At 63.2% G+C, this 19,354-nt stretch carries 14 protein-coding genes; 8 read left to right on the top strand and 6 right to left on the bottom strand.

Annotated elements, in window-relative coordinates:
• Positions 1–233 precede the first annotated feature (233 nt).
• From hslV to BLU35_RS14505, 5 genes are all read left to right on the top strand, one after another.
• Positions 234–791, top strand: a complete 558-nt coding sequence (gene hslV / locus BLU35_RS14485) for an ATP-dependent protease subunit HslV (protein ID WP_057252069.1) — start codon at positions 234–236, stop codon at positions 789–791.
• Positions 781–1,305, top strand: coding sequence for a GNAT family N-acetyltransferase (locus tag BLU35_RS14490; RefSeq protein ID WP_058321588.1), 525 nt, complete (start codon positions 781–783; stop codon positions 1,303–1,305). Before hslV ends, BLU35_RS14490 begins: the two co-directional genes overlap by 11 nt.
• Entirely contained in the window at positions 1,302–2,606 is a 1,305-nt protein-coding gene (gene hslU, locus BLU35_RS14495; protein ID WP_057252071.1) for an ATP-dependent protease ATPase subunit HslU, read from the top strand. Before BLU35_RS14490 ends, hslU begins: the two co-directional genes overlap by 4 nt.
• A 195-nt stretch (positions 2,607–2,801) precedes the next feature.
• Positions 2,802–3,746 carry a DUF1402 family protein gene (locus tag BLU35_RS14500; RefSeq protein WP_093233504.1) on the top strand — a complete coding sequence of 315 codons (945 nt, stop codon included), beginning with the start codon at positions 2,802–2,804 and terminating at the stop codon, positions 3,744–3,746.
• Positions 3,747–3,820: 74 nt separating this feature from the next.
• Positions 3,821–5,215, top strand: a complete 1,395-nt coding sequence (locus tag BLU35_RS14505; RefSeq protein WP_057252073.1) for a cytochrome P450 — start codon at positions 3,821–3,823, stop codon at positions 5,213–5,215.
• On the opposite strand, the gene BLU35_RS14510 is transcribed toward BLU35_RS14505, so the two are convergent.
• Positions 5,169–5,798, bottom strand: a complete 630-nt coding sequence (locus tag BLU35_RS14510) for a hypothetical protein (protein ID WP_143032928.1) — start codon at positions 5,796–5,798, stop codon at positions 5,169–5,171. The genes BLU35_RS14505 and BLU35_RS14510 overlap by 47 nt on opposite strands.
• Positions 5,799–5,949: 151 nt before the next feature.
• On the opposite strand from BLU35_RS14510, the gene BLU35_RS14515 reads away from it, so the two are divergent.
• Positions 5,950–7,953, top strand: a complete 2,004-nt coding sequence (locus BLU35_RS14515; protein ID WP_057252075.1) for a hydantoinase/oxoprolinase N-terminal domain-containing protein — start codon at positions 5,950–5,952, stop codon at positions 7,951–7,953.
• A 205-nt stretch (positions 7,954–8,158) separates the two neighbouring features.
• Positions 8,159–10,330: a malate synthase G gene (locus BLU35_RS14520; protein WP_093233505.1), complete on the top strand. Its 2,172-nt coding sequence runs from the start codon at positions 8,159–8,161 to the stop codon at positions 10,328–10,330.
• A 117-nt stretch (positions 10,331–10,447) separates the two neighbouring features.
• Here the strand turns inward: BLU35_RS14520 and BLU35_RS14525 are convergent, their stop codons facing one another.
• Together BLU35_RS14525 and BLU35_RS14530 are read right to left on the bottom strand one after the other, a co-directional pair.
• Positions 10,448–12,382, bottom strand: coding sequence for a HAMP domain-containing methyl-accepting chemotaxis protein (locus BLU35_RS14525; protein WP_093233506.1), 1,935 nt, complete (start codon positions 12,380–12,382; stop codon positions 10,448–10,450).
• A gap of 274 nt (positions 12,383–12,656) precedes the next feature.
• The gene (locus BLU35_RS14530; RefSeq protein ID WP_057252078.1) at positions 12,657–13,346 is read right to left on the bottom strand and encodes a L,D-transpeptidase; all 690 of its coding nucleotides are present in this window, start codon (positions 13,344–13,346) and stop codon (positions 12,657–12,659) included.
• A 184-nt stretch (positions 13,347–13,530) separates the two neighbouring features.
• Between BLU35_RS14530 and BLU35_RS14535 the strand changes: the two genes are divergently transcribed.
• Positions 13,531–14,064, top strand: a complete 534-nt coding sequence (locus BLU35_RS14535; protein ID WP_057252079.1) for an MmcB family DNA repair protein — start codon at positions 13,531–13,533, stop codon at positions 14,062–14,064.
• A 5-nt stretch (positions 14,065–14,069) separates the two neighbouring features.
• On the opposite strand, the gene BLU35_RS14540 is transcribed toward BLU35_RS14535, so the two are convergent.
• The 3 genes from BLU35_RS14540 to hrpB all read right to left on the bottom strand — a co-directional run bounded on the left by BLU35_RS14540 (position 14,070) and on the right by hrpB (position 18,536).
• A complete protein-coding gene (locus BLU35_RS14540; RefSeq protein ID WP_057252080.1) occupies positions 14,070–14,654 on the bottom strand; it encodes an ActR/PrrA/RegA family redox response regulator transcription factor in 585 nt (194 codons plus the stop codon).
• Positions 14,655–14,734: 80 nt separating this feature from the next.
• Complete coding sequence (locus tag BLU35_RS14545; RefSeq protein ID WP_058321584.1) at positions 14,735–16,042, bottom strand: ActS/PrrB/RegB family redox-sensitive histidine kinase; 1,308 nt, start codon at positions 16,040–16,042, stop codon at positions 14,735–14,737.
• 34 nt (positions 16,043–16,076) lie between these two features.
• Positions 16,077–18,536: an ATP-dependent helicase HrpB gene (hrpB, locus tag BLU35_RS14550; protein WP_093233507.1), complete on the bottom strand. Its 2,460-nt coding sequence runs from the start codon at positions 18,534–18,536 to the stop codon at positions 16,077–16,079.
• Positions 18,537–19,354 lie beyond the last annotated feature (818 nt).

Consider the following 19,354-nt stretch of genomic DNA (forward strand, 5'->3'; position numbering starts at 1 on the left):
CGCTCGCTTGCGATCTCGGCCGCTCCTTATCAGGCAAATGCTGAAATATCCAGAACTTGAGCGTTGATTCGAATCATCCGACACCGGGCCCTGAACGAAGATTGCACCCTCGGGCGGTTGCCATTTGCAAATGTGTCTGCCGTACTTACATAGGCCTCAAGCAACCAGGCTCGTTCAGAGCCGCAACGCCCCAAGTAAACGCCCCCAAGTATCAGGGGCCGACAGGTATCTTCATGAGTGAACACAATCCCTACGGAACGATGCATGCGACGACCATCATCACGGTACGCAAGGATGGCAAGGTGGTGATGGCCGGCGACGGCCAGGTGAGCCTCGGCCAGACCGTGATGAAGAGCAATGCGCGCAAGGTGCGGCGTCTCGCGAAGGGCGACGTGATCGCCGGCTTTGCCGGCGCGACCGCCGACGCCTTCACGCTGCTCGAAAGGCTCGAGGCCAAGCTTGAACAGTACCCCGACCAGCTGATGCGCGCGGCGGTCGAACTTGCCAAGGACTGGCGCACCAACAAGTATCTGCGCAATCTCGAAGCGATGATGCTGGTCGCCGACAAGTCGATAACCCTGGCGATCACCGGCAATGGCGACGTACTTGAGCCGGAACACGGCACCATCGCCATCGGCTCCGGCGGCAACTACGCCTTTGCCGCAGCGCGCGCCCTGATGGACAGCGACAAGTCGGCCGAGGATATCGCCCGGCGGGCGCTGCAGATCGCCGGGGACATCTGCGTCTATACCAACCACAATATCGTGGTGGAGACGTTGGATGCCGAATGAGCCCAAGCATGTCAGCTTCGCGCCGGTGGTTGATGACCATCTGCCGCTGCTGCATGCCTGGCTGAGTGAACCGCATGTGCGGCAATGGTGGGGCGATCCGGACAAGGAAGTGGAACTGATCCGCGAAGGCTGCGCGACCGGAGAGGTGGAGGGCTTCATCTTCCACGTGGCCGGCGAGCCGGCTGGCTACATCCAGTCCTGGATGCCTTTTCAGTACCCGGACGAGGAGCCCTGGGCGAAGGATCTGCCGGCCGATGTGCCCGGTATCGATATCTTCGTCGGCCCCGCGGAATTGACGGGCAGGGGTGTCGCCTCGCTGGCGCTCCGAGCTTTTGCCGAACGGCTCTTTGCCGCCGGCGCGTCCCGCATCGTGATCGACCCTGATGCGGGCAACCGCCGGGCGGTCAGCGCCTACACCAAGGCCGGCTTCGTGCCCTACGCAGAATGGATAGATGTATCTGGTCGCACGCTCCTGATGGAACTGACGCGGACCGAATTTGAGAGGACTACATGAGTACGTTTTCACCCAGAGAGATCGTGTCGGAACTCGACCGTTTCATCATCGGCCAGAACGACGCCAAACGGGCCGTCGCCATTGCGCTACGCAACCGTTGGCGCCGCCAGCAGCTCGGCGACGAGCTGCGCGATGAGGTCATGCCGAAGAACATCCTGATGATCGGCCCGACTGGTGTCGGCAAGACCGAGATTTCCAGGCGTCTGGCCAAGCTCGCCGGCGCGCCCTTCGTCAAGGTTGAGGCGACCAAGTTCACCGAGGTCGGCTATGTCGGCCGCGACGTCGAGCAGATCATCCGTGACCTCGTCGAGGTCGGGATCGGCCTCGTGCGCGAAAAACGCCGCGCCGAAGTCAAGGCCAAGGCGCACCAGAACGCCGAAGAGCGCGTGCTCGATGCACTGGTCGGCGCCACGGCCTCGCCGGCGACGCGCGATTCGTTCCGCAAGAAGCTGCGCGCCAACGAACTCGACGACAAGGAGATCGAGGTCGACCTCGCCGAGACCGGTGCGCCGGGTGGTTTCGAAATTCCGGGCATGCCGGGCGCCAATATCGGTGTGCTCAACCTTTCGGAAATGTTCGGCAAGGCGATGGGTGCCCGCACCAAGAAGGTCAAGACGACGGTCAAGGCCTCCTATGAGCTGCTCATCAACGACGAGTCGGACAAACTGCTCGACAACGAGCAGATCCAGCGCGAGGCAATGCGCGCGGCCGAAGACGACGGCATCGTCTTTCTCGACGAGATCGACAAGATCGCCTCGCGTGAGGGCGGCATGGGCGCCGGCGTGTCGCGCGAAGGCGTGCAGCGCGACCTGTTGCCGCTCGTTGAAGGCACGACGGTTGCGACGAAGTATGGACCGGTCAAGACCGACCACATCCTGTTCATCGCTTCCGGCGCCTTCCATGTGGCAAAGCCCTCGGACCTGCTTCCGGAATTGCAGGGCCGTCTGCCGATCCGCGTTGAGCTCCGTGCGCTCACCAAGGAAGATTTCCGCCGGATCCTGACGGAAACCGAAGCGAGCCTCATCCGCCAGTACAAGGCGCTCTTGGACACGGAAGAGGTGAAGCTCGACTTCACCGACGACGCGATCGATGCGCTCGCCGATGTCGCGGTGCAGCTGAATGCCAGTGTCGAGAACATCGGCGCCCGCCGCCTGCAGACGGTGATGGAGCGCGTACTGGACGAGATCTCGTTCAATGCGCCCGACAGCGCCGGACAGGCGGTGACGATCGACGCGGAGTATGTGCGCAAGCATGTCGGCGATCTCGCTGCCAACACCGATCTGTCGCGCTACATCCTGTGACATTTCGGTCGTCGAGGCGCGCAAACGCCCGCAACCCAGAATAGACCGGGCGCCTGTCTCTCGACAGGCGCCCGCATTTTTTCTAACACGGACACGGAAATTGATCGTGGCTCGGGCATCTTTCCGACATGATCTTGGCGTAGGAGCCGCCCCGCCGACCGAGGCAGCCTCCACCAGTCACAGGAAGAAGAGTTCGTGCGTTTTACCGCCTGCATGCTCGCTATCGCCACGTTTTGCCTGACCGCAAGCCAGACAATCGCGGCGACCGCCGTTCCGCCGGGCAACCGCAACGTCGAGCAGCCCGGTATCCCCGGCGCTTCCGTGCGCCGAACCAAGGCCGGCCGCACCTCCTTCGATGCCAAGTTCGAGAAAGTCCGGGATCTGCTGGCGACCGACAAACAGCTGATCAGCAAGATCAAGTCCGTGTCGCGCGCCTATGGCATCGCGCCGATCCACATGGTCGGCGCCATCGTCGGCGAGCATACCTACAATGTCGACGCCTATGACCGGCTGCAGTCCTATTACGTCAAGGCGGCCGCTTACGCCGGCAACAGCTTCCAGTTCGGCTATGATGGCGAAACGGTCGCCGAGTTCGTCGCCCGGCCGCAATTTTCCGAATGCGGTGCCAAGAAGGGTGCCTATGCGCTCTGGAGCTGCCGCGAGCGGGTCTGGGACAACGACTTCCGCGGCAAGTCGGTTGGCGGCAAGTCCTTCCCGAACAACCGCTTCAGCGCCGTTTTCTTCCAGCCGTTCTTTGCCGGCCAGACCTTCGGCCTCGGCCAGATCAACCCGCTGACGGCGCTGATGCTGACCGACATCGTCGCAAAGACGTCGGGCTACGACCGCCTCGATGAAAACAACGCCGCTGGCGTCTATGAGGCGATCATGGATCCGGATGTGTCGCTCGCCTATATGGCGGCCTCGATCCGCCATTCGATCGACGCCTACAAGTCGATCGCCGGCCTCGACATTTCCGACAATCCCGGCATCACGGCGACGCTCTACAATGTCGGCAATCCGGACGGCCGCGCAGCTGCCCTTGCCGCCAAGATCCAGAGCGGACAAGCGCAATGGCCGGAGGAGAATTATTACGGCTGGCTCGTCAACGACAAGCTTTCGGAGCTTGAAAGCCTGTTGTGATTCACGTGAAGCACTTTCCTTGATTGCGCCGTAAAAACCTGAAATCATTGGCGCAATCGAGAAAGGCAATCACCATGGACATGCGTCCGGAGCCCTTCGAACCGCCGGCTCCCGTTCCTCGAGTGGGCATCCCTTCCTACCTGCAGATCATCAGGACGGTCTTACGCAATCCGCTCGAACTGTGGGGCGAGCCATCCTACACCTTGCCCTGGATCGAGACGAAGTTCGTCACCCAGCGCACTTTGATCGTCAACGATCCCGGTCTCATCCGTCACATCCTCGTCGACAATGTCGGCAACTACGAAATGTCGAAGGTTCGCCGGCTGATCCTCAGGCCGATCCTGCGCGACGGCTTGCTGACGGCCGAAGGCGAGGTCTGGAAGCGCTCGCGGAAAGCCATGGCGCCGGTGTTCACACCGCGCCACGCCAAGGGTTTCGCAGGCCAGATGTTGCGAAGCTCGGAAGCATTCGTCGAGCGCTATGCCGGCGCCAAGACAGCTCCGTTCACGACCAACATCGCCAACGACATGACGGAACTCACCTTCGACATTCTTGCCGAAACGCTGTTTTCCGGTGAGGTGGCGGTGGAGCGGGAAGGGTTTGTCCAGAGCGTCGAGGAACTCCTGCACCGCATGGGCCGCGTCGATCCCATGGACATTCTGCTCGCGCCGGAATGGATACCGCGCCCAACCCGGATCGGCGGCAAGAAGGTGATGAACCGGTTCCGCTCGATCGTGTCCGAGACCATGGCGATCCGGCGGCGCAAGATGGCGGCGGATCCCGAGGGCACGCCCAAGGATTTCCTGACACTGCTTTTGGAGATCGAGGGCAGTCAGGGCCTTTCGACTGCGGAGATCGAGGATAACATCCTGACCTTCATCGGTGCCGGGCACGAGACAACCGCCCGGGCGCTCGCCTGGACGCTCTATTGCATCGCCAACACGCCGGCCTATCGCGAGACGATGGAGGCCGAGATCGATGCCGCGATCGCAAGCGGTGCCGATCCGGTCGAATGGCTCGGCCTGATGCCGCATGTCCTTGCCGCCTTCGAGGAGGCGATGCGGCTCTATCCGCCGGCGCCGTCGATCAACCGGGCCGCGATCGAAGAGGACGAGTGGACTTCCCCCACCGGAAAGCGGGTACGCATCCCCAAGGGCATCGCGGTGCTGATCATGCCGTGGACGCTGCACCGCCACGTTCTTTACTGGGATAAGCCCCGCGCGTTCATGCCCGAGCGTTTCCTGCCGGAGAACCGCGAGAAGCTGCATCGTTACCAATATTTGCCCTTCGGCGCCGGCCCGCGCGTCTGCATCGGCGCCACTTTCGCGCTACAGGAAGCCGTGATCGCGCTCGCCGTGATGATGCATCGCTACCGTTTCGATCTGACCGAGGAGACAAATCCCTGGCCGGTGCAGCGCCTCACTACTCAACCGCGGGGCGGGTTGCCGATGAAGGTGTCGGTTCGCTGAAGGTCTTGCCGGGGATCGGCGACTGTACCGAGCGCACCGGCGAGTCGGCCGGCTTCGGCTGCTGCAGTATCTTCGACGGTTTCTTGATCGTCTTGATCTGGGCGCAGGTGGCGTCGCCGACATTGTCGCACGGTTTGTAGACGACAATCTCGCTTCCGGCACCATCGTCCCACACCGCCTGGATCGTCAGCGTCTTCGCGGTGTCGGCCGGCAGCGAGATATAGACATACTCGGCCGTCTCATCGGCCGGCAGGTTGAACGGGATCTGCGGATTGCACTTCGCCAGCGGAAAGCGCTGATCAAGCGTGTCCGAATTGATCGAATATCGAATTTCCGATAGCCGGCAATGCATCGTCTGCAATGCGGTGAAGTAGATCAGTTGCCGGTCGTCATAGTCGCGAAACTGCACCCAGCCGGTCTGCTTGTTGGCGTCGAGCATCGCCTTGTAGATCGCGACATCCGGAAGTTGCGGCTTGTACTCTTCTTCCTCCGCGTCCTGTGCTTGGGCCAGGTTCAGCGGAAACCAGATGAAAGCGGCAAACGGGAGCCAGACGAAAATAGACGGACGGCGGCCTTCGAGCATGCGCAGGTGTCCCCATCTTTTGACCCGTGTCGCCCAGTTGATCATCTATGTCTGCGGCACGATGGTTTTCTCTTGAAATATGTCATATCACCGCATCGATCCCCATTGAACCCGGGGCCTTGCGCCCCGCGCGAATTCCGGACTGCGCGAATTGACCTCTCATTTTCTTCTCGGCATCGACACCGGCGGCACCTATACCGACGCCGCTCTCTTCTCGGAAACGCAAGGGGTGGTCGCCAAAGCCAAGGCGCTGACGACCCGCCACGACCTCGCAGTCGGTATTTCCGGCGCGGTCGAAGCGGTGCTCGATCAGGCGAAAGTGCCGGTTTCTGCAATCAGCATGGTCTCGCTGTCGACGACGCTTGCGACCAATGCGCTCGTCGAAGGGCAGGGCGGCCGCGCCGGTCTTGTCATGATCGGCTTTGGCCCCGACGATCTGAAGCGCGATGGTCTCTTGGAGGCGCTGGGCTCCGATCCGGTGATCTTCCTGCCGGGCGGCCACAATGTGCACGGCGGCGAAACCCCACTCGACATGAGCGAGCTCGATGCCACGCTGCCGGCGCTTGCCGGCCAGGTCTCCTCCTTCGCCATTGCCGGCTACTTCGCCGTTCGGAATCCGGATCATGAAAAGCGCGTCCGCGACCGCATTCGCGAAGTCTCGCATCTGCCGGTGACCTGCAGCCATGAACTGTCCTCGAAGCTCGGCGGCCCGCGCCGTGCCTTGACGACCCTGCTCAACGCCCGGCTGGTGTCGATGATCGACCGGCTGATCGGCTCCTGTGAAGGCTTCCTGAAGGCGCGCGGCATCGACGTGCCGATGATGGTGGTGCGCGGCGACGGAGCCTTGATCTCGGCGGAGGAGGCGCGGCTGCGCCCGATCGAGACGATCCTCTCCGGTCCGGCCGCAAGCCTTGTCGGCGCGCGGCATCTGACCGGCCTCGACAATGCGGTGGTCTCCGACATCGGCGGCACCACGACCGACGTCGCGGTACTCGAGGGCGGGCGTCCGCGGCTCGATGCCGAAGGCGCCGTTGTCGGCGGCTTCCGCACCATGGTCGAGGCGGTGGCGATGCGGACCTACGGCCTGGGCGGCGATTCGGAAGTGCGCATCAACGACCGCGGCTTGAAGGCGAAGATCGATCTCGGCCCGCGCCGGCTGATGCCGCTCAGCCTCGCGGCCGCCCTGCATGGCGACGCCGTCATCTCGGTGCTCGAAAAGCAGATGCGCGCCCAGCATACCGGGCGCAACAATGGCCGGTTTGCGGTCCGCACCGGCCTGCCGGATCATCTTGCCAGCGGCCTGCAACCGCAGGAGCAGGCGCTCTATGAGCGCATCGGTGCGGTTCCGCTGGCGTTGGAGACCCTGTTGGTCTCGACCCCGCAGAAGGCGACGCTCGATCGGCTGGTGGGGCGCGGGCTCGTGCATATCTGTGGCCTGACGCCGTCGGACGCCATGCATGTGCTCGGCCGGCAATCGCAATGGAACCTTGAAGCGGCTCAGCTCGGCATTCAGCTTGCAGCGCGCACCCGCGACGGCTCCGGTCAGCCAATCGCTTCCTCCCCGGAAGCCATGGCGCAGATGATCGTCGACCGGCTGACGCGGCAATCCTCGGAGGTCATCCTGCAGGCCTGTCTCGGCGAGGATGGTGCCGGTGCCATCGATCCAGCCGTTTCGCAGGCCGTCGACCGGGCGCTCACGCGCACGCCGGGCATCGTCCGCTTCTCGCTTGGTCTCGACCGTCCGCTCGTCGGCCTCGGCGCTTCGGCGCCGGTTTATTACCCTGATATCGCCGAGATGCTCGGAACGGATGCCGCCATTCCCGAAGAGGCCGGCGTCGCCAATGCCGTTGGCGCCGTGGTCGGCCAGGTCAGCGCTACGGTCACGGTTTTCGTGACGATGCCGGAGGAAGGCATCTTCGTCGTCAACGGTGCCGGGGCCAGCGAACGGTTTCTCGACCAGGAACAGGCTTTCGGCGCCGCCCGGCGGCGAGCCGAAGCCGTGGCGCTGGAAACGGCGCGCACCAATGGAGCGGACGATCCCGCTTCGATGCTGCGCGAGGAAATCGATGCGCCGGAAGTCGAGGGCAGCCGCAAGCTGATCGAGGCCCGGTTCATCGCGTCCGCCAGCGGACGTCCGCGCATTGCCCACGACTGATCTTTTCCATTTCGGAAACAATTCTTCGCATCCTTGCAGAATTGACAGGGAATGAATTGGTGAGAAACTGCGGCCGTTTCACGCGCGCGTTGCGCATGGGCTGGTCCGCGATCGGCTACAGGCGCAAGATCAACATGTTGGGGCGTTCTCATCGCATCCGCCCGGATCGGTGACGCTCCTTACGTCTATTTCAAGGAGTTGGCAGATGGACCGCATTGAGAAGTTTGGGTTGAAGATAGATGCGGGTCTCCATCGCTTCCTGGTGGAAGAGGCGATGCCGGGCACCGGCATCGATGCAGAACATTTCTTCGAGCAGCTTTCCGCCCTCGTGCACGATCTGGCGCCGAAGAACCGGGCGCTGCTCGCCAAGCGCGACGAGCTGCAGGCCAAACTCGACGCCTGGTACAGGCAGAACGGCGCCCCCAGCGACATCGAGACCTACCAGGCCTTTCTCCGCGATATCGGCTACCTGCTGTCGGAAGGTGGCGACTTCAGCGTTTCGACCGCCAATGTTGATCCGGAAATCGGGACGATCGCCGGTCCGCAGCTCGTCGTCCCGGTCATGAATGCGCGCTATGCGCTCAACGCTGCCAATGCGCGCTGGGGCTCGCTCTATGACGCGCTCTACGGTACGGACGCGATTTCGGACGCCGATGGCGCCGAGAAGGGCCGCGGTTACAATCCAAAGCGCGGCGCCAAGGTCATCGCCTGGGCACGCGACTTCCTCGATGCCAGCGCCCCGCTGGCGAAGGGTAACTGGGCCGACGTCACCTCGCTCAAGGTTGCGGGTGGCGCGCTGGAGATTGGCCTTAAGGACGGCTCGAACACGACGCTGCGCAACGCCGCTCAATTCGCCGGCTATTCCGGCGCCGAAGGCACGCGGTCGGAGATCGTTCTCCGGCACAATAATCTGCATGCGATCGTCGTCCTCGACGCCTCCACGCCGATCGGCAAGGAGGACCCGGCCGGTATCTCGGACGTCATCCTCGAATCGGCGATCACCACGATCATGGATTGCGAAGATTCGGTCGCGGCCGTCGATGCCGAAGACAAGGTCGTCGTCTACGGCAACTGGCTCGGCCTGATGAAGGGCGACCTCGAAGAAGAAGTCGCCAAGGGCGGCAAGACCTTCACCCGCCGCCTCAATGCCGACCGCACCTATCAGGCCGCTTCAGGCGGCACGCTGTCGCTCCCCGGCCGGTCGCTGATGCTGGTCCGCAATGTCGGACACCTCATGACGAATCCGGCTATCCTCGACCGCGACGGCAAGGAAGTGCCCGAGGGTATCATGGACGCCATGGTCACCGCGCTGATTGCCCTGCACGATATCGGCAACGGCGGCCGCCGCATGAACTCCCGCGAGGGATCGATGTATGTCGTCAAGCCGAAGATGCACGGACCGGAAGAAGTCGCCTTTGCCTGCGAGATCTTCACGCGCGTCGAAAAGGCGCTCGGCATGCCAGCCAACACCATGAAGATGGGCATCATGGACGAGGAGCGCCGCACCACGGTCAACCTCAAGGAATGCATCCGCGCTGCCCGCGAGCGCGTCGTCTTCATCAACACCGGCTTCCTCGATCGCACCGGCGACGAGATCCATACCTCGATGGAAGCCGGCCCGATGATCCGCAAGGGCGACATGAAGCAGGCTGCCTGGATCGGCGCGTACGAAAACTGGAACGTCGATATCGGCCTCGAGTGCGGCCTTTCCGGCCACGCCCAGATCGGCAAGGGCATGTGGGCCATGCCCGATCTGATGGCAGCGATGCTCGAGCAGAAGATCGCCCACCCGAAGGCCGGCGCCAACACCGCCTGGGTTCCGTCGCCGACGGCCGCGACGTTGCATGCGACGCATTACCACCGCGTCAATGTCGCCGAGGTCCAGGCAAGCCTGAAGAGCCGCACCCGCGCCAAGCTCTCCGACATTCTGTCGGTGCCGGTTGCGGTCCGGCCGAACTGGACGCCGGAGGAGATCCAGCGCGAACTCGACAACAACGCTCAAGGGATCCTGGGCTACGTCGTGCGCTGGGTCGACCAGGGCGTCGGCTGCTCGAAGGTGCCCGACATCAACAATGTCGGCCTGATGGAAGACCGCGCGACGCTGCGCATCTCCGCCCAGCACATGGCCAACTGGCTGCACCACGGCGTCGTCACCGAAGCCCAGGTCGTCGACACGATGAAGCGCATGGCCGCCGTCGTCGACGGACAGAACGCCGACGATCCGCTCTATGTCGCGATCGCCGGCAAATTCGACGGCTCGATCGCCTTCCAGGCGGCCCTCGACCTGGTTCTCAAGGGTCGCGAGCAGCCGAACGGCTACACCGAGCCAGTCCTCCACCGCCGTCGGCTGGAGCTGAAGGCGCTGAACGCCGCCTGATTCATCCCTGACGTCTGAATATTGGTGCAGGGCCGTGTGTTCGTCTGAACGCACGGCTCTGTTTTTTCAAGCGCGGTCCCAGCCTCCATGCGCCCGCCAGTCGTCTCCGCCGGTGGCCTAAAATTCGGCCCAGCCGTCTGTGGCGAGTGCGGCGTTGCCCTGTGTTGCATAGACGGCTGGTCGCCGGGCTGCCTGGGCAACAGTCCGCCCCTGGTCGCGGACTGCGGTTGCAGCGGCTGCCGGGGCAGGAGGCCTCGATCCGCCCTTTGCCTGCGTCTCGCCGGCGAGGATGAAGCGTCCGATCAGGTTACGCAGGTTGGTACCTTCCTGCGCCAGGGTGGCGGAGGCGGCATTGGCTTCCTCGACCATCGCCGCGTTCCTCTGCGTCACCTGATCCATTTGGTTGACGGCCGTGTTGACCTCGCTCAAGCCCACGGACTGTTCCCGGGCGGACGTGGCGATCGCAGCCATATGTTCGTTGATGGTGATTACATGCGCCTCGATCGTTTGCAGCGCTTCGCCGGTGTCGCGCACCAGGCGCACGCCGTTTTCGACCTCCTGGCTCGATGTGCGGATGAGATCCTTGATTTCCTTCGCGGCCTTGGCCGAGCGCTGGGCAAGTTCGCGCACTTCCTGGGCGACCACGGCAAAGCCTTTGCCCGCTTCGCCGGCCCGCGCCGCCTCGACGCCGGCGTTCAGCGCCAGGAGGTTCGTCTGGAAGGCGATCTCGTCGATGACGCCGATGATGCTGGATATCTGGCTGGAGGATTCTTCGATCCGCCGCATCGCCTCGACGGCATTGGCGACGACGACGGCCGACTGGGCCGCGCTGGTCTTCGCCTCGCCGGCGACGTCGCGCGCCTCCTCCGTCCGTCTCGAAGAGTTGCTGACATTGGCGGTGATCTGGTCGAGCGCGGCGGCTGTCTCCTCGAGCGCCGCGGCCTGCTGTTCGGTCCGCTTGGAGAGATCGTCGGCGCTCTGGCTGATCTCGCGCGTGCCCATGCCGATGTTGCCGGCGCTGTCGGCGACAGCCAGCAGCGCGTCGTTCAACTGTCCGGCGGCCTTGTTGAGGTCATGCCGCAGCTGTTCGAACTCGGCGGCGAAGGGCTCGTGCAGCCGAACGGCGAGATCGCCATTGGCAAGCCGCTGCAGCCCGGCGGCAAGACCGGCGGTCGCTTGCGTCAGCCGCTGCTGCGCGTCCTGTTCCGCCTGTCTCTGCACGCGAACGCGCTCGGCCTCGCCGGTGCGGCGAGTCTCCTCGGCCTCCGCCTGCAGCCGCAGATTCGATCGCGCGGCCTCCCGGAAGGACTGGATGGCACGGGCCATGTCGGCGATCTCGTCCTTGCCGTTTACCGGCTCGTCGGCATCTTCGACGTGGCCGTCGATCAGCCGGCGCATGGCGGCGATCTGGCGGCCGAGCGGTCCGACGACGCTGCGCAGCACCACAAGGAAGGTGCCGCCGGCAAGCGCCATGACGAGAACGATGATGGCAATGCTGAGCGTTCGCACCGTCTCGAACTCGTGATGCTTGGCTTCAAAGGCCGTGCCGGAAAGTTCGACCTGCAGGTCCGAGATCTCGGAGATCGTCGCCGTCAGCGGATCGATTGTCGCATAGAGCTTGTCGCGCACGAAGGCATCGAGTGCCTTCTCGTCCTTGGCTGAGAGAATTTGCGTCAGCGCCATGATCGAATCCATCGCAACGACCATCTGGCTCCGCGCATTGTCGACGAGCCGTCGTTCCTCATCGGTCATCGAGGTTGCCGCATAGGCATCCCAGTTGGTCTTGATCGTCTCTCGCGCGGCATTGACCGAGGCAAGCCCGCTCTCCATCGTTTCGTTGCCGTTGCGGACCTTGTGTGCAGCATCGACGATCGAGACTGCAAAGGCATCGGAAGTCGCCTTGAGGTTCTTTAGCGGCACGATGCGATCGGCATAGACCGCATCCATCATGTCGCCGGTTTCCGACAGCGTGCTCTGACTGTAAATGGCGATGCCGATGGCTATGGATGACAGAAGCGCAATCGCGCCGATAAGCTTGGTCTTGATCAGCATGCCAGTCCCTCCCGAGCGGAATTTCTGGGCACACTCTTTCGTTTGTTTAGATAACGCTTACTTAACAAGCGGCTGAATTTAAGTCGAATTTGAACTTTTCCGCGTCACGCAGCCGGTTTTCGCGACCCTGATTTGAGGGTGTTTTCGAACGGCAACTGTGCGTGGTTGAAGCGCTCCGTTGCAGCATCGCATCACCGGCAAATGGTGGTTGAGTAACGACGTAAAAAAAGCCGCCGACTGGTGTCGGCGGCTTCGGATGGCTGATGCAGCCCGGTTACTGCTGGACGACGACGCGGGCGTTCTTGCCGGGGCGAACGCGCGAATAGAGATCGATGATGTCCTGGTTGATCAGGCGGATGCAGCCGGACGAAGCGGCGGTGCCGATCGACGACCATTCCGGCGTACCGTGCAGGCGGAACAGCGTGTCCTTGCCCTGGTCGTTGAAGAGATAGAGTGCGCGGGCGCCGAGCGGGTTCTTGAGGCCGGGACCCATGCCTTCCTCGACATACTTGGCGACTTCCGGCTTGCGCTCGGCCATTTCCTTCGGCGGATGCCACATCGGCCATTCCTGCTTCCAGGCAATGTAGGCTTCGCCTTCCCATGCAAAGCCGGCCTTGCCGACGCCGATGCCGTAACGAACGGCCTTGCCGCCGGGCAGCACGTAATAGAGGAAACGATTCGGCGTGTTGACGACGATCGTTCCAGGGCGCTCGCTGGTGGTGTAGTCGACGATCTGGCGATGGAACCGGGTATCGACCTTGTTGATCGGAATGGCGGGCAGCGCGTAACCGTGATCCTCAACTGCGCCATAATCGCCGTTGAAAATCTGATTCGTAGCGACCGTTTGCGCTACGGGAGCGGGTTCGTTCGCAGCCGTTTCGGGCTTGGACGATGTCGTCGAGCAGCCGGCAACAGCGAGTGTCGCCGCGAGGCCGCACAAGAGGAAGGCATTGCGGAAGCGCATGGGAGTCTCTTAAAAAAGAAGCGAAGTAAAAACTGGGTCGCCGCGACCGTCAGTGACTACGGTTATTTTCGATTAGTCTGTGCTATGCAAGAGATTGCGCGGCCACAATTTGGCTGGAAAGTGCAAATTCCATGACCCTTGTTTTTTTGCAACAAAATGACCGGCCCAAAGGGACACCGGGCGCATGACCATCCTCTCCATCCATGACGACAACCCGCTGATCGACGGCCGACAGTCGAATCGCGCGATGATGGTGCGTCGCGGCGTGCAGCGGCTTTTCGCCGAACTGCGCCATTCGGTGCTGCCGGAACTGACGCTGGCGAGCGGGAGGCGCGCCGACCTGATCTCGCTGTCGGTCAAGGGCGAAATCTGGATTGTCGAGATCAAGACCTCGATCGAGGACTTTCGCGTCGACCGCAAATGGCCGGATTACCGGCAGCATTGCGACCGGCTGTTCTTCGCAACCCATGCCGGCGTGCCGCTCGATATCTTCCCCGAGGAATGCGGCTTGCTGCTTTCGGATGGTTATGAAGGGCACATCGTTCGCGAGGCGCCCGAACACAAACTGCCGCCGGCGACGCGCAAATCGGTCTTGCAGCTCTTTGCCCGCACGGCGGCGCAGCGCCTGATGCTTGCGGAGTGGGCAGCCGAGCGCAACGGCGAACTCGGCGATCAGATCGGCGACATCCTCACGGGCAACCGCGACAGCGGCGGCTGACGCCGTTACTTCGGCGCGCGCTTTGCAAGAATGCGTTGCAGCGTCCGGCGATGCATGTTGAGGCGGCGCGCCGTTTCCGAAACATTGCGCTCGCACATCTCATAGACACGCTGGATGTGTTCCCAGCGAACCCGATCGGCCGACATCGGGTTTTCCGGCGGCTCGACGCGCTCGCCCTGGCGCTGAACGAGCGCCGCAAAGATGTCGTCGGCATCGGCCGGCTTGGCAAGATAGTCGACGGCGCCGAGCTTCACGGCGTTTACGGCGGTGGCAATATTGCCGTAGCCGGTCAGCATGATCATCCGCGTGTCATCGCGCCGTCCGCGGATCGCCTCGATCACGTCGAGGCCGCTGCCATCACCGAGTCTCAGGTCGATGACGGCGTATTTCGGCGGATTGCCCTTGGCCTTGGCAATGCCTTCAGCGACCGATTCGGCAATGTCGACTGAAAAGCCTCGGGCTTCCATGGCGCGGGCAAGGCGCCTGAGGAACGGTGCGTCGTCGTCGACGAGCAGCAGGGTGCGGTCCGGTCCGATCAGTTCGGCGTCCTGTGCGGGTGTGCTGGGCGAAGCTGTCGATTTGTCGGTCATTCTGGAATCCTTGAGCGAAAACCTGCGCTTTCGCCGAGATTATAGGTTTCTTCTGGTCTCGTTCAATAAACTGCGAAATGTCATTTCGCCAGTTTCGTATCCATCAGGGCGCGCGGCCATTCGACGCTGACCCGGGCGCCTGGCCTGTCGGGTCCGCCATTTTCGAAGCGCAGGCGCGCGCCCGAACGTTCAAGCAGGGTCTTGGCGATGAAGAGGCCGAGCCCGAGGCCACCGGCGCTGTCGTCCTTCTGCCGCCGCGTCACATAGGGCTCGCCGATGCGCTGCAGGATATCCGGGGCGAAGCCGTCGCCATCGTCCTCGATCGTCACTTTCACGCGGTCCGCGGTGTGCTCGACCGTCACGGCAACTTCCTTCTTGGCATAGTCGACAGCATTTTCGAGCAGGTTGCCGAGCCCATAAAGGATGCCGGCATTGCGGTTGCCGACCGGCTCGGTGGCGCGGTCACCTTTCTCGACGAGATTGATGTGGATGCCGAACTCGCGGTGCGGCGCCATCACCTCTTCGATCAGCGACGACAGCGGCAGCATGCGCATGTGCTCCTCGCTTTCGGAGGAGAGCGTCGTCAGCCGCTTCAGGATATCGCGGCAGCGTTCGCTCTGGCTGCGCAGCAGATGCACGTCCTCGCCGAAGCGTGGATCGTTGCCAAGCTCGCGCTCCATCTCCTTGGCGACGACACTGATGGTCGCCAGCGGCGTGCCGAGTTCGTGAGCGGCTGCGGCCGCCAGTCCATCGAGTTGCGACAGGTGCTTTTCCCGCTGCAGCACGAGTTCTGTCGCCGTCAGAGCCTCCGACAGTTCGCTCGCTTCCAGGGAGACGCGGTAGGTGTAGAAGGCGGCAAAGGCGGTCATCGAGACGATCGCAAACCAGATGCCGGCTGTCAAAACCCGCGGCATCAGGAGAACCGTGCCCGGATACCAGGGCAGTGGAAAAGGCGAGAAGGCAAGTGCTGTGATCGCGATCACTGCAAGGCCGGCAAGGATGATGCTGTGCGATTTCGGCTGCGATGCCGAAGAGATGATGACGGGGACGCAGAGCAGCGGCGCAAAGGGATTGGTAAGTCCGCCGGTGATGTACAGCAGCCCGGTGATCTGCGCGAGATCGAGGCCGAGAAGCGCGAAAGCGGCCGGCGGCTGCAGCCGGTGGGTTGGCGGATAGCGCAGCGTCACATAGGAGTTGACCAGCGCCAGGCTCGCGATCAGCACCAGGCAGGAAATCAGCGGCAGCGGAAATTGCAGCCAGAAGGCGGTGATGAGGACGGCGATCGACTGGCCGCCGACGGCAAGCCAGCGCAGGCGGACGAGCGTCTGCAGGCGCAGGCTGCGGTTACTGGTCTGGTCGTTGTTGTGTTCGAGCGCAACTGTGGTCATTCGTGCCTGCATTCCAGTCATCGGAGGTTACGTCTCATGTACCACGCGGCTTTGCCCGTGTCGTCGGCGCCGCATTGGCCGGATCTTCGGGCCACGGATGCTTCGGGTAGCGGCCGCGCATGTCCGCCCGCACATCCCGCCACGAGCCCGCCCAGAAGCCGGGCAGGTCGCGCGTCGTCTGGATCGCGCGATGGCCCGGCGAGATCAGTTCAAGCAGCAGCGGCAGGCGACCGTCGCCGATCGCCGGGTGGATCTTCAGGCCGAAGAGCTCCTGCACCCGGATCGACAGAAGCGGCTCGTCGCCGTCGTAGTGAATTGGGTGCCTTTGCCCGGTCGGCGCCTCGAAATGCGTCGGGGCGAGCCTGCCGAGTTCCCGCTGCCGCTCGTGCGGAATGAGGGAGAACAACCCATCCGAGAGGTTGGACGCCTTGATGTCGGCAATGGCGGTGACGCCGTGCTGGAAAGGCACGAACCAGTCGTCGAGACGGTCAAGCAAGGCTTGATCCGAGACATCCGGCCAGGGTTCGCCGATCGAGCGGTTGAGGAAGCCGATGCGGTCGCGCATCTGCATCGCCTCTTTCGAAAACGGCAAGACGGCGAGGCCGAGCTGGCGCACGCCGTCGGCAAGCGCGCGCGCGGCAGCTTCGCCGGTTGGCCTGGCAAGCGGCGCCTCCTCGAAGATGATCGCGCCGAGCCTGGTCACGCGGCGCGCGCGCACCTGCCGGCTTTGCCGGTCGAAGAAGCTCTGGTCTTCGCGGGTAATCGCTTCGGGCATATGCTCTTCGACCTCGGCGCGCGAGAGTTCGGCGGCAGCCAGCACCCGCTGACCGCCGGCCCGTCCCGTGAGGTCAGCGATGACAAGCATCGGCGCGGCCGCAAGCCGCTCCGTCTCCGGGATCTCCGCGCCGCGTCCGTTCGCCATCACGAACCGGCCGCGGCCGCCGCGCTGAAGCGCGATGCGATCGGGGAAGGCATGCATCAGCAGCGCGCCCGGCTGGACCGGTTCATTCGATTTCGGCGCCCCCTTCAGTTCCGCCGCCATGCGGCGCGCCAGATTGCGCGAGGCCTCGGCGCGGTCGCCACGCTCCTGGCGGAAGCGGCGCAGCCGATCTTCGAGATCGATGCTGGTACCGCCGAGGCCCTGTTCGGTGAGCATGACCGCGAGCAGACACGCGGCTTCAGCCTGGCCCTCTTCGGCTGCCGCAACCGCCATTGCGGCGAGACGCGGCGGTAGCGCCAGATCGCGGATCTTGCGACCTTTCGCCGTCAACGCGCCGGCTTGGTCGAGCGCGCCGAGCGATGCCAGCAATTTCCTGGCCTCGGTCAGCGTCGTTTCGGGCGGTGAGTCGATGAAGGCGAGGGTGGTCGGATCACTGACGCCCCAATGGGCGCAGTCGAGCAGCAGGGCGGAAAGGTCGCTGGCGAGAATCTGCGGTGGCGTAAAGGCGGCAAGTGCTGCGGTCTGGCCGCTGTGCCAGAGGCGGATCGCGATGCCGGGTTCCGTCCGTCCCGCGCGGCCGGCGCGCTGGTCGGCAGAGGCGCGCGAGACCCGCACCGTCTCCAGCCGGGTGATCCCGGTCGCGGCTTCAAAGACCGGCAGCCGCTGCAGGCCGCTGTCGACGATGATGCGCACGCCGTCGATGGTGATCGAGGTCTCGGCGATCGAGGTGGCAAGCACGATCTTGCGCGTGCCCTTGGGCGCCGGGCGGATCGCCGCATCCTGCTCCTTCTGGGTCAGGTTGCCGTAGAGCGGCACAATGGCCGTGTTTGCATCGAAGCGGTCCTGGAGCCGCGCGGCGACACGGGCGATCTCGGCCTGGCCGGGCAGGAAGGCGAGGACGGAGCCGTCTTCGGTGCGGTGCGCTTCAGCAATGGCGCGCACCATGGCATCCTCGACACTCTCGCCGCCGCGATCCTGGTAGCGGATGTCGATCGGATAGCTGCGGCCCTGGCTCTCTATGATAGGCGCGCCGCCGAGCAGGCCTGAGACCCGTTCGACATCGAGCGTCGCCGACATGACGATGATCTTGAGGTCGTCGCGCAGCGCCGCCTGTACGTCGAGTGCAAGCGCGAGGCCGAAGTCCGCGTCGAGCGAACGTTCGTGGAATTCGTCGAACAGCACGGCCGCGACGCCCTTAAGTTCCGGGTCGTCGAGGATCATGCGAGCGAACACGCCTTCGGTCACGACCTCGATGCGCGTCCTGGCAGAGATGCGGTTGTCGAGACGCATGCGATAGCCGACGGTTTCGCCGACCTTCTCGCCGAGAAGCTCCGCCATGCGTCCGGCGGCAGCTCGTGCCGCCAGCCGCCGTGGTTCAAGCAGAATGATCTTGCCGCCCTTCGCCCAGTCCTGCTCGAGCAGGAAGAGCGGAACGACCGTCGTCTTGCCGGCGCCGGGCGGAGCCGAGAGTACCGCCCACGGCCCTGCGGCGAGTGCGTGCGCCAATTGAGGCAGGACCTCGCGAACCGGCAGGGCAGGAAGATGTATCGTCACGTCTGGGCCTCCGCGCCGGTTTCGATGTGGTGTGACGCTCAGCCGTCCGGATCGTACGGAGCGTAGCGCACAAGAATGATCGATATGCCGGCCATATGGTCATTGTGTCGAGCACGGCGAACATCTCGCAAGTACGGTAAGAGGCCATGGAAGGGCAAGGCGCCGCACATTTGTGTGCTCTGCGAAGAGCAAGTTCGCATAGTTCTGCGGCTGGGATCCAGGGCTGGCCGAGTGCTCCATATATAGGGGAACGAGACGTCCTTCAGCTAAGGCAGCGCTCGCATCGTTCCGAGACAAAACGACGATATTTGATGTCTTGAGCGATCCGGAAGGAATTTGACCGTTTGATCAAAGATTCGCGGTGCGATTCCGGAGGTTTCCGCTTCTCAAAATCGAGCGAGTTTATCAACAGTCGAAAAACACGTTTAGATTCAATAGCTTGTTCTTTTTTGAAGTTTTTTTGAAGATCGCTGTTGACGTCTTGGAGGTGTGGGGTCTATAAGCCCGATCACTGACGAGGGCGGCGGCGCTGCTGGCGACGACGACCTTCGCTCTAGAGTTTCCCTGGTTGGCTGAGGCTGATTTTGGGGTCTGAGGCGAGAGTTTCGGGCTTGTTGGAAACGGTTTGACGGACGGTGAGTTCGTCGGTTTTTTGACAATTGAATATAGAGAAAGAGAAACGTGGGCGGCGGAGCTCGTGAGGAACTCGAAAGGGTTCTTTCGGAAAGAGACTTTGGCGGTCACGTTTTAACAAGAGACTACACCTATTTTCTCAACGATGGTTTTCGGATTGTTGTTGATTGAAGAAGGGTGTGAGT

Source organism: Sinorhizobium sp. NFACC03, assembly GCF_900103435.1.
In the GTDB taxonomy this organism is placed as follows: Bacteria; Pseudomonadota; Alphaproteobacteria; order Rhizobiales; family Rhizobiaceae; genus Ensifer.

Bases quoted from the DNA above. Each gene is read 5' to 3' on its own strand.
- BLU35_RS14540 (WP_057252080.1), bottom strand. From the start codon at position 14,654: ATGACCGACAAATCGACAGCTTCGCCCAGCACACCCGCACAGGACGCC.
- BLU35_RS14525 (WP_093233506.1), bottom strand. From the start codon at position 12,382: ATGCTGATCAAGACCAAGCTTATCGGCGCGATTGCGCTTCTGTCATCC.
- BLU35_RS14535 (WP_057252079.1), top strand. From the start codon at position 13,531: ATGACCATCCTCTCCATCCATGACGACAACCCGCTGATCGACGGCCGA.
- BLU35_RS14530 (WP_057252078.1), bottom strand. From the start codon at position 13,346: ATGCGCTTCCGCAATGCCTTCCTCTTGTGCGGCCTCGCGGCGACACTC.
- BLU35_RS14490 (WP_058321588.1), top strand. From the start codon at position 781: ATGCCGAATGAGCCCAAGCATGTCAGCTTCGCGCCGGTGGTTGATGAC.
- BLU35_RS14510 (WP_143032928.1), bottom strand. From the start codon at position 5,798: ATGCTCGAAGGCCGCCGTCCGTCTATTTTCGTCTGGCTCCCGTTTGCC.
- BLU35_RS14520 (WP_093233505.1), top strand. From the start codon at position 8,159: ATGGACCGCATTGAGAAGTTTGGGTTGAAGATAGATGCGGGTCTCCAT.
- hslV (WP_057252069.1), top strand. From the start codon at position 234: ATGAGTGAACACAATCCCTACGGAACGATGCATGCGACGACCATCATC.
- BLU35_RS14505 (WP_057252073.1), top strand. From the start codon at position 3,821: ATGGACATGCGTCCGGAGCCCTTCGAACCGCCGGCTCCCGTTCCTCGA.
- BLU35_RS14545 (WP_058321584.1), bottom strand. From the start codon at position 16,042: ATGACCACAGTTGCGCTCGAACACAACAACGACCAGACCAGTAACCGC.
- hslU (WP_057252071.1), top strand. From the start codon at position 1,302: ATGAGTACGTTTTCACCCAGAGAGATCGTGTCGGAACTCGACCGTTTC.